General features: G+C 31.1%; 9 protein-coding genes and 1 pseudogene. All 10 read left to right on the top strand.

Annotated elements, in window-relative coordinates:
- Positions 1-120 (top strand): annotated as a pseudogene (locus tag HMPREF3023_RS00185) (single-stranded DNA-binding protein); the annotation flags it as partial.
- A gap of 1 nt (position 121) precedes the next feature.
- The gene (locus HMPREF3023_RS00180) at positions 122-337 is read left to right on the top strand and encodes a Maff2 family mobile element protein (protein ID WP_070699867.1); all 216 of its coding nucleotides are present in this window, start codon (positions 122-124) and stop codon (positions 335-337) included.
- Between the two features lie 10 nt (positions 338-347).
- On the top strand, positions 348-1,211 hold the full coding sequence (locus HMPREF3023_RS00175) for a VirB6/TrbL-like conjugal transfer protein, CD1112 family (RefSeq protein ID WP_070699866.1): 864 nt from the start codon (positions 348-350) through the stop codon (positions 1,209-1,211).
- A gap of 9 nt (positions 1,212-1,220) precedes the next feature.
- Positions 1,221-1,511, top strand: a complete 291-nt coding sequence (locus HMPREF3023_RS00170) for a hypothetical protein (protein WP_002838520.1) — start codon at positions 1,221-1,223, stop codon at positions 1,509-1,511.
- 1 nt (position 1,512) lies between these two features.
- Positions 1,513-1,923 (top strand): PrgI family protein, encoded by a 411-nt coding sequence (locus tag HMPREF3023_RS00165; RefSeq protein ID WP_070699865.1) that lies wholly within the window; start codon positions 1,513-1,515, stop codon positions 1,921-1,923.
- Positions 1,814-4,237 (top strand): VirB4-like conjugal transfer ATPase, CD1110 family, encoded by a 2,424-nt coding sequence (locus HMPREF3023_RS00160; protein ID WP_144019613.1) that lies wholly within the window; start codon positions 1,814-1,816, stop codon positions 4,235-4,237. The genes HMPREF3023_RS00165 and HMPREF3023_RS00160 overlap by 110 nt, the downstream gene beginning before the upstream one ends.
- A gap of 7 nt (positions 4,238-4,244) precedes the next feature.
- Positions 4,245-6,824 (top strand): CD1108 family mobile element protein, encoded by a 2,580-nt coding sequence (locus HMPREF3023_RS00155; RefSeq protein ID WP_070699864.1) that lies wholly within the window; start codon positions 4,245-4,247, stop codon positions 6,822-6,824.
- Between the two features lie 14 nt (positions 6,825-6,838).
- On the top strand, positions 6,839-7,078 hold the full coding sequence (locus HMPREF3023_RS00150) for a hypothetical protein (RefSeq protein ID WP_002838498.1): 240 nt from the start codon (positions 6,839-6,841) through the stop codon (positions 7,076-7,078).
- On the top strand, positions 7,065-8,648 hold the full coding sequence (locus HMPREF3023_RS00145; protein WP_070699863.1) for a stalk domain-containing protein: 1,584 nt from the start codon (positions 7,065-7,067) through the stop codon (positions 8,646-8,648). The genes HMPREF3023_RS00150 and HMPREF3023_RS00145 overlap by 14 nt, the downstream gene beginning before the upstream one ends.
- Positions 8,649-8,662: 14 nt before the next feature.
- Positions 8,663-9,523, top strand: a complete 861-nt coding sequence (locus tag HMPREF3023_RS00140; protein ID WP_070699862.1) for a CD1107 family mobile element protein — start codon at positions 8,663-8,665, stop codon at positions 9,521-9,523.
- Positions 9,524-9,546: the final 23 nt, after the last annotated feature.

Below are 9,546 nucleotides of genomic sequence, written 5' to 3'. Positions count from 1 at the left end.
CTAATCCATGTCTTTGGATATTTCAAAGAAAATAAAAAAGGAGATAAGGTCTACAAGAACTTTATAGTTAAATCACTAAACAAAATAGAAAAGAAAGAGAAAGAAAACGAGGAGGAATAATATGGAATTTTTTACAGCTGGAGTTGGAGTTTTAAAGACAATTGTAACTGCAATTGGTGCAGGTTTAGGAGCATGGGGAGTTATTAACTTAATGGAAGGTTATGGTAATGATAACCCTGGTGCTAAATCTCAAGGTATTAAGCAGCTTATGGCTGGTGGGGGAATTGTACTAATCGGTATTAAATTAATTCCACTACTTGCAAATGCTTTAAAATAGGAGAAAGTCTATGTTTGGTATCTTTGACAAGCTAACTGAATTTTTTAAGGATATGCTACTCGGAGGTATCAAAGCAAATCTTGAGTCCATGTTCTTAGATATAAATGACAAGGTAGGAGTTATTGCAACTGATGTTGGGAAGACACCAATGGGTTGGAATGGAGAAGTGTATAACTTCATAAAAAACATTAATGATAATGTGATCGTTCCAATAGCAGGTCTTATCATAACAGCAGTATTATGTATTGAACTCATAAATATGGTTATGCAAAAGAATAATATGCATGATACAGATACTTTTGAGTTTTTCAAATACATTATAAAGATGTTTATAGCAGTCTATCTTGCAAGCCATGCCTTTGAATTTTCAATGGCAGTCTTTGATGTGGCACAAAATCTTGTAAACAAAGCGGCAGGGGTAATCACTACTTCTGCCACTGTTTCAGGAGAGCAGATAGTTGCAATGGTTGATGCATTAAAAGAAAAAGAAATAGGTGAGCTTTTAATGATACTAGTCGAAACAAGCCTTGTAAGGATTGCAATTCAAGGAATATCACTAGTTATAACATTAATAGTATATGGGCGTATGTTTGAAATATATGTCTACTCATCAGTATCATCCATACCATTTGCAACTATGGGAAATAAAGAATGGGGTCAGATTGGAACAAATTATATCAAGGGACTTTTTGCCTTGGGACTACAAGGTTTGTTTTTGATGGTATGTTTAGGTATCTACACCGTTTTAATAAGAACGGTACAGATTACAGATATTCACGCAAGCTTGTTTAGTATATTAGGATATGCTCTACTACTTGGACTTATGATGTTTAAGAGTGGAACAGTTGCAAAAAGTATTATGAATACGCACTAGGAGGAATAAATGTTAAAAAAGAAAAATTGTGCTTTATTAGGACTTGGAATTTTATTGGGAGGAACTTATGAAATCTTAAAAGAGAAAAAAAGAAATGAAGAGATTAGAAACTTAAAGAGGAGAATAAACAGACTCGGAAGATGTCACAATGAATTTGTTATGTATCAAGGAGAATATAATGACAGAAATGAAGAAAAACAAGAAGAATTAGAAGAAAGAATTAGCTACCTAGAAGAGGAAACAACATCTAATTATGACCATATACTTGAACTTTCCAAAGAAGAAGTAGAGGGAGATTAAAATGGCGTATGTACCAATACCAAAAGATTTGGACAAGATTAAAACAAAGGTTGCCTTTAACTTAACTAAAAGACAACTTATAGGTTTTTCTGTGGCAGGACTAATTGGCATACCAACCTATATATTTATGAAGAAATATCTACCTAATGATGCTTCAATCATTGTAATGCTAATAGTAACCCTGCCAATCTTTTTTATAACCTTATATGAAAAAGACACCTTAACTTTTGAAAAATATTTTAAATTTTTCTATCTTCACAAGTTTTATCAACCAACTAAGAGAATAAGAAAGGAGGCATACCTTGAAGCAAAGAAAAAATCAAATCAGCGACTTAAATCTAAGGGAAAAACAATTAAAAAAAGACCGAAAGGAAGTAAGAAGGCTAAAAACAAAGAAAGATCCAACAAATAGTCTTCTAAGTGTACTTTTAAAGAAAGAGAAAAAGAAATATACAGTTGAGGATACTATTCCATATATAAGAATGTTACCAGAGGGCATTTGCCAGTTAGATGAAAAAAATTATTCGAAGACAATTTCATTTCAAGATATAAATTACCAGTTGGCATTGGAAGAAGATAGAGATTTAATCTTTAACCAATTTGCCAACTTTTTAAATTCTTTTGATCCAAGTGTCCACGTTGAACTTTCATATGTAAATCAATTAGGAAGAAATAGAGACCTACAAGATGCAATTAAAATTGCTGATAAGGGAGACTTTTATGACGATGTAAGAAAAGAGTTTAGGGAGATGTTAAAGCTTCAACTTGCAAAGGGAAATAACGGACTTAAAAAGATGAAGTATATAACCTTTACAACAGAAGCCGATAATCTAGAGCAAGCAAGGGCAAAGTTAAATAGACTTGAAGTAGATATTTTATCTAACTTTAAATCTATGGGAGTAAGAGCAGAAAGTCTTGATGGAGAAGAAAGACTAAGACTTGTTCACGATATGTTAAATCCAGACAAAAGCTTTGAGTTTTCATATAAAGATTTGAAGAAGAAAGAGTCTACAAAATCACATATAACTCCCAATATCTTTAATTTTGTACCAGCAAATAATTTTAAATTTGGAAAATATATTGGAGCAACAAGTCATTTTCAAATACTTGCAAGCGAACTATCAGACAGAATGTTATCTGAGTTTTTAGATATTGATGACAATATTTATGTAGCTTTTCATATAGATGTAGTTGAACAAGCAGAAGCCATTAAACTCATTAAGAGAAAGAACACAGACCTAGACAGAATGAAAATTGAAGAACAAAAGAAAGCAGTGCGTGCTGGATATGATATGGATATTATTCCTTCAGATATAAACACTTTTGGGGCTGATGTTAAGTCTATGTTATCTGACTTACAGAATAGAGATGAAAGGCTCTTTGTAGTAACCATAGTAATGATGAATTTTGCTAGGACTAATCAAAAGTTAGAAAACACTATTGCTCAAATCTCATCAATTGCTAACAGACATAATTGTCAAGTAAAAAGATTATCTCATCAACAAGAACAAGGACTCGTTTCTGTCTTACCTCTAGGAGTTAATCAAGTAGAAATAAAAAGATTTTTAACTTCATCATCAACTGCAGTATTTATGCCTTTTACAACAGAAGAGCTATTTATTGATTCAGCAAATTCTTTGTACTATGGATTAAATGCCCTTAGCCAAAACTTAATTATGGCAGATAGGAAGAAACTAAAGAACCCTAACGGTCTAATATTAGGTACACCAGGTTCTGGTAAATCTTTCTCAGCAAAGAGAGAGATGGCAAATGCAATTCTTGTCACAGACGATGATGTAATTATTTGTGATCCTGAGGGCGAGTATTCAAACCTTGTAAAACAATTTAATGGAGAAGTTATTAAAGTTTCGGCAAAATCAAAGGACTACCTAAATCCACTAGATATAAATATGAACTATGGAGATGGGGACGCACCTTTAAAGGATAAGGCAAACTTCATAATGTCTATGCTTGAACTTGTAGTAGGAGGATCTGGTCTTACTGCTGCAGAAAAATCTGTTATAGATAGGTGCTTACCAAAGATATACCAAAAATATTTTGAAGACCCAAAACCAGAAAATATGCCAATATTAGGAGAATTATACGATATGCTCCTATCTCAAGAAGAGGGAGTTGGTAGAAAACTAGCAACAGAAATGGAAATTTATGTTAAGGGAAGTCTTAATGTATTTAATAATAGGTCAAATGTTGACTTAAATAGGCAATTGCTCTGCTTTGATATAAAAGAGCTAGGAACACAACTTAAAAAAATAGGTATGCTTGTAATTCAAGACCAGGTTTGGAACAAGGTTTCCCTAAATAGAGGAAGCAAGTCTACAAGATACTATATAGATGAGTTCCACCTTTTATTAAAAGACCCACAAACTGCTTCATATTCAGTAGAAATCTGGAAAAGATTTAGAAAATGGGGAGGTATTCCAACAGGTATAACTCAAAACGTAAAAGACCTTTTAACAAGTCAGGAAATTGAAAATATCTTTGATAATACAGACTTTGTTCTAATGTTAAATCAAGCATCTGGAGATAGAGATATTCTTGCTAAGAAATTAAAAATATCGCCTTATCAGTTAAACTATATTACTAACTCAAATGCAGGTGAGGGACTATTATTCTTTGGAAATACTATTGTTCCATTTATAGATAAATTCCCTAAAGACACCATGCTATATAAGCTAATGACAACTAAACCGGAAGAAGTTAAGTAGGTGCAACATGGATAAAAAACTAAAAAAAGATTTTCAAAAGAAAATTATACGAAATAGGGACGCTCCTGAAAAGAATGTAGATAGTAAACTTGTTCATTCAGATGATTATACCAATAAGATTATTAAGAATAAGGATAGGTTCGGAGATAAAATTTCAGAAAAAGAATCTAAACTAATTCATGAGAATGTATTATCCAAAGATCAAAAACAAGATAAATTAAAAAATTTTCAGAAGGCTAAAAATAAGGAAAGAATTAGAAAAAAAGTTTTAGAAAATAAGGATAAGGCTAATGAGGTTAAACAGACTAATCTTGAAATAAGGGCAGATGAAAGCTTTAAACTTGATGAAGATTTAGATGTAGATATCAAAAAGGTAAATTTTGACAGTAAAAATAGTAGAAATATTAATTCTAATAAACTAACAACAGATGATATTTCAGCTAAGGCTCAACCAATAAGTAATAAGAAGGCATCAAGTAAAAGACAAGTTCTTAAAAATTATGAGGATAAACTTATCCATAGTAAGGATAAATTCCAAGATAAAATCAACGAGAAAGAGTCTAAGCGAATCTACACTAGTGAAGCTCAACCTATTGAAGCAAAGAAAAGCAAGAGAATATATAGAAAAGATAAGCTTGTTAAAGATGAAGTAAGCAAGAACGAGAGTAATGCTAATATCTATAAAAAGCAAAAGCAGAAACTTTATCAAGAAAAGAAGTTTAGAGATAAGGAAAAAATTTCTAAAGAGATAGATAAAGAAAATAAGCTAAGCCAAGTTGATACAGATAAAACATTTGATAATCCTGAGTTTAAAGACAATAATCAAGAATTTATAAAAGATGAAAAAGAAACAAGTCTTAAAACTTCAGAACAAAAGAAAGTTAATAAAAAGAAGACTTACTACAAAAGAAAAAATTATGAAAGTGATAAATTCACTCGTAAGAAAATCGATGACTTAAAAAATGAATCTAAGAAAGTTACAACGAAAGATTCTAAGAAGGCACAAGATGTTAAAGATTTTATCTCAGATAAAAAGATTGGAGAACTTGAAAAGTCTAAAAGCAAGCTAAAGGATAATATCTTAAAGAATAAAACTAAAGGAAGTCTATCTTCTGGGGTTTTATTATCTGGAGCTAAGTCATCAGAGTTAGTGAGAGATTATTTAAGTTCAGGGTCTGATAATACTGGTGTAGAATCTGGAGAAAAGGTCGCTAATGTAAGCTCTAAACTCCAGCATGGAATAAGGAAGTATAAGCTAGACAAAAAGAAAAAGTCCTTAAAAAAGTTATCTAAACTTGATAAGAAAATAAAAAAGAGAAAAAGCAAGTTGGAGTTTAAAAGTGGCTTGGAAGATCTAAAAAAGTCAGATGCCTATATAAAGAAAAATAGATTTAAGAAGTTTTACCAGAGAAAACAAATGAAGAGCATGATAGCTAAAAAGCACGAAACAAGACTTGTAGATAGGGTTAAAAAAGCTATTTTAAGTTTAGGTAAGGCTTCTAAAGAGCTAATTGTAAGAAAAAGTAAGATGGTTTTATTTCTAGTAATAGGACTAGGTCTTATGCTATCAATCATGATTGGTGGTGGAAGTGTTGGTATGAGTGGATTAAGTAACTCTGTTAACTCAGTAATGACAACAACATACCTATCACAAGACACAGTTCTAAGTGAAGTAAATCAAGAATTTTCATCAATGGAATATGACCTACAATCACAAATCGAAAGTGTAAAAACAAGTCATCCTGGATATGACGAATATATCATAAACAAAGAAGGAGAAATTGGTCATAATACCCACGAACTTTTATCCTATATAACTTCAAGATGTGGAGAAATAAAATCAGCATCTGAAGTAAAAGGAATTTTAAAAGAACTTTTCGATAAGATGTATAAACTTGATTTTAAAGAAGAAATTGAAATTAGAACAAGAACAGTAGCAAGAACTAGATATGATAGTCGTGGCAATCCTTATACTAGCTATGAAAAAGAAGAGTACGAATATAAAAAGTTAATTATAACTTTAAAGAAAAAAGAAATGGATGAAGTTGTTAGGGAAATATTTAAAGATTATCCAGACAATGTAGTTCATTATGAAGCTCTTCTTGAAGCTAAGGGGAATATGGGAGATGTTTTTGGATCAGGTAATGGGGACTTAGGAGAAATAGTAGATAATCCAAACTTTGGAAATCCTGGTCTTGCTTTTGATTCAGCTACTGCAAAGGCTCTTTTTAATGAAGCAGAAAAACATATAGGCAAAAGATATGTGTTTGGAGCAAGTGGACCATCTAACTTTGACTGCTCAGGTTTTGTATGTTGGTCATTTACAAAGTCTGGTGTAAAGAGAATGCCAAGAACAACTGCATGGAGAATATACAAAGACTATTGTAACCCAGTCAGTCCAAGTGAAGCTCAACCTGGAGATATTATATTTTTCCACTCAACATATAACAGTGGAACACCAATATCTCACGTAGGAATATACGCAGGTAACGGAATGATGATTCACGCAGGAGATCCAATTCAATACACATCAATAAATTCAAAATATTGGAAATCACACTTTTATGGTTTTGGAAGACCAAGATAGAAGGGAGATATTATGTGAACAGAAAACTTGTAAGTATTAGGAACAAAAAGAAAAAAATAGAAGAGAAATTAAAAGATTTAAATGCAAAATACAAGGAAATTTGCGATGAAGAAATACAAGTTGAAAATGAAGAAATAATTGTAACTCTTAGGAGGAACAATATTAGCTTGGAAGAATTAATGGAGAAAATCAATGATAGAAAAAGAGAAGAAAAATTAAAAGAAAAGGAGAACATTCATAATGAAGAAATTTAATACGAACAGACTAAGAGCCTTTTTTATGGCTCTTTTATTAGTTTTAACATCAACCTCAACTACTAATGTACTAGCTAAAGCTGATGATACAAATGGTAGTAAAAAAGTGATAGAAAGTTCTATAAGTAAAATTAGTGATTTAGAAAATCAGATCAAAGACTTAAATGATAAGAAACAAGAAGACCAATCAAAGATAGATGAATTAAAGAAAAAGTTAGAATCTTGCAAAGATAATGGAGAAAAACTAAAACAAGAAAAGTCTAATCTAGAAGAAGAGATTAGAGATAAAGATAATAAGATTGCTCAATTGGAAAAAGAAATTGAGAATCTTAAAAACTCTAATAATGATGAACTAATAGCAGAAATTACTCAGCTTAAAGATGAATTAAAAAGATTGCAAGATGAAAATGCAAAACTAAAAGAAGATTATTCATCTACAAAATGGGAGTTAGAAGCTGAGAAAGAAAAGACCGATAAAAACGAAAATAAAATCAAAGAAATGCAAGAAAAGCTCGAGTCTTTAGAAGAGGAACTTGCAAAGAAGACTAAAGAAATTGAAGATAAAGACAATAGAATTAAGGACTTAGAAAAAGCTCTTGATGAAAAAGATGCTAAGATAAAAGACCTTGAGTCTAAAAAGAAAGAGACAGAAAATTCTAAGTCAGAATGCTGTAAGAAAATTGAAGAGCTTCAAAAGGCTATTGATAGTTTAAAAGAATCTTCTGAAAATACAAAAAAAGAATTAGAAGAGAAGATTAAAGGATTAGAAGATAAACAAAAAGCTTCTGAAGAAGAAATTAAAAAGCTAAAAGAAGATTTAGATAAGAAAATTGAAGAAGCCAAGAAGTTAATCGAGGAAGCAAATAAAAAGGCGAAAGAAGAACTTGAGAAACAAGCTAAAGATGAAAAAGATAAAAATCTAAACCAAGACTTATCCAAGAAATTAGATGAACTTCTAAAACTCCAAAAAGAAAACAAAGAGAAGAAAGAAGATAAGAAATCTCAAGATAAGAAGTGGGACGAACTATTGAAAGCTGATGACAAGAACATCCTAAATCAATTTGATCTTAACAAGATGAAAAAGCAAGAGGAACAACAAGGTAAAAAACAAGTTAAAGATGAAAAAGAATTTGCTGTTTTCCAAGTAGACAAAAACTTTTATAACATTATTAAAAAAGATGGTAAAACAACAGTCTACATGGATGTAAAAACTTATGTAGACCAAGGAAGAACTATGATTCCAGTAAGATATATCGCTTATACTCTAGGTTTTAATGTTGAGTATGACAACTCTACTCGTGAAGCTATTTTCTCAAATAAAGAGAATAATATCTTAGCCAAAAAGACATTAAGACTAAATATTGATACTGGTGTTATGAAAGACTCAGATGGAAAGGTCTACAATTCAGATGTTAAGCCAGTGATTATAAATGGAAGAATTCATGCTTCAATTTCAAATATTGCCAAAGCTTTTGGAGCAAGTCATGGAGATATTAAAGATGGTAAAAACCAAACAATAGAATGGGACAATGCTAGAAAAGCAGTCTATGTATTTAAAAATGTAAAATAAGAAAGGATAGAAAAATGAATATGAGCATTAAACGAGGAGTAGCCATAGCGTTACTCCTTTTTACATTTACAGTACCAGCAACTACATTTGCTATGACTAATGAAGGGCAAATAGAAAGTCAAAACGAATCAATCTATGAACCACAAAAAGAAGAATTTGAAAAAATGTTGAAAGATGATGTTTTTACACCATCAAAAGAAGAAATTCCTTATCAAGATGTTCCAAGAATACCAGGAAATACAAGTGAAGCAAACAAGCCTTCAAATAATCCTCCAAAGAAAACACCACTTGTAAAAGGTGGTAATACAAAGGCAGTAAATAGTCTAGCAACACAGGAAAATAAGGCAAGAGGTTCAGTAATTGAAAATGTAGATAGGAATGGAAAAGATATCACACCAAGTGGAGATATAGAAAAAGATAAAGAAAATCCAGTAGATGTAAGACAATTTTTAACATTTCAAACTAAAAGTGGAAAAACTATGCACCTAATAGTGGATCACTCATCAAATCAAGATAATGTAAGGCTATTGACAGAAGTAGGAGAGCAAGACCTACTTAATATGATTGAATCAGAAGATAAAAATACTATAAAGGTTGAAGAGCCTAAGAAAGAAGAAGTAAAAAAAGAAGAACCTAAGACTGTTCCAGTAAAAGAAGAAAAGAAAAGCGGGATAGGTTCATTTCTAATTGTTGCACTTGTAATTGGAGGAGTTGTAGGAGCAGGATATTATTTTAAAGTAGTAAAAGCTAAGGAAGATAAAATGTTGGAAGACTTTGAAGAAGATGATGAGGATTATATTAGTGAGTCAGAAGATGAATCTGACAATGATGAAACTCACGAAGAATCTTTAGATGAAGATGATGAACTATTATAAGAATAATAAATTTAAGTACAATT

This window comes from Peptoniphilus sp. HMSC075B08 (assembly GCF_001815405.1).
Classification (GTDB): Bacteria; Bacillota; Clostridia; order Tissierellales; family Peptoniphilaceae; genus Peptoniphilus_A; species Peptoniphilus_A harei.
The sequence above is the reverse complement of the archived record's forward strand: the minus strand, read 5'-3'. Positions and strand labels throughout refer to the sequence as shown.

Excerpts from the sequence above, each read along its gene's own strand:
- HMPREF3023_RS00165 (WP_070699865.1), top strand. The coding sequence starts at position 1,513 with ATGGCGTATGTACCAATACCAAAAGATTTGGACAAGATTAAAACAAAG.
- HMPREF3023_RS00155 (WP_070699864.1), top strand. The coding sequence starts at position 4,245 with ATGGATAAAAAACTAAAAAAAGATTTTCAAAAGAAAATTATACGAAAT.
- HMPREF3023_RS00170 (WP_002838520.1), top strand. The coding sequence starts at position 1,221 with ATGTTAAAAAAGAAAAATTGTGCTTTATTAGGACTTGGAATTTTATTG.
- HMPREF3023_RS00140 (WP_070699862.1), top strand. The coding sequence starts at position 8,663 with ATGAATATGAGCATTAAACGAGGAGTAGCCATAGCGTTACTCCTTTTT.
- HMPREF3023_RS00145 (WP_070699863.1), top strand. The coding sequence starts at position 7,065 with ATGAAGAAATTTAATACGAACAGACTAAGAGCCTTTTTTATGGCTCTT.
- HMPREF3023_RS00175 (WP_070699866.1), top strand. The coding sequence starts at position 348 with ATGTTTGGTATCTTTGACAAGCTAACTGAATTTTTTAAGGATATGCTA.
- HMPREF3023_RS00180 (WP_070699867.1), top strand. The coding sequence starts at position 122 with ATGGAATTTTTTACAGCTGGAGTTGGAGTTTTAAAGACAATTGTAACT.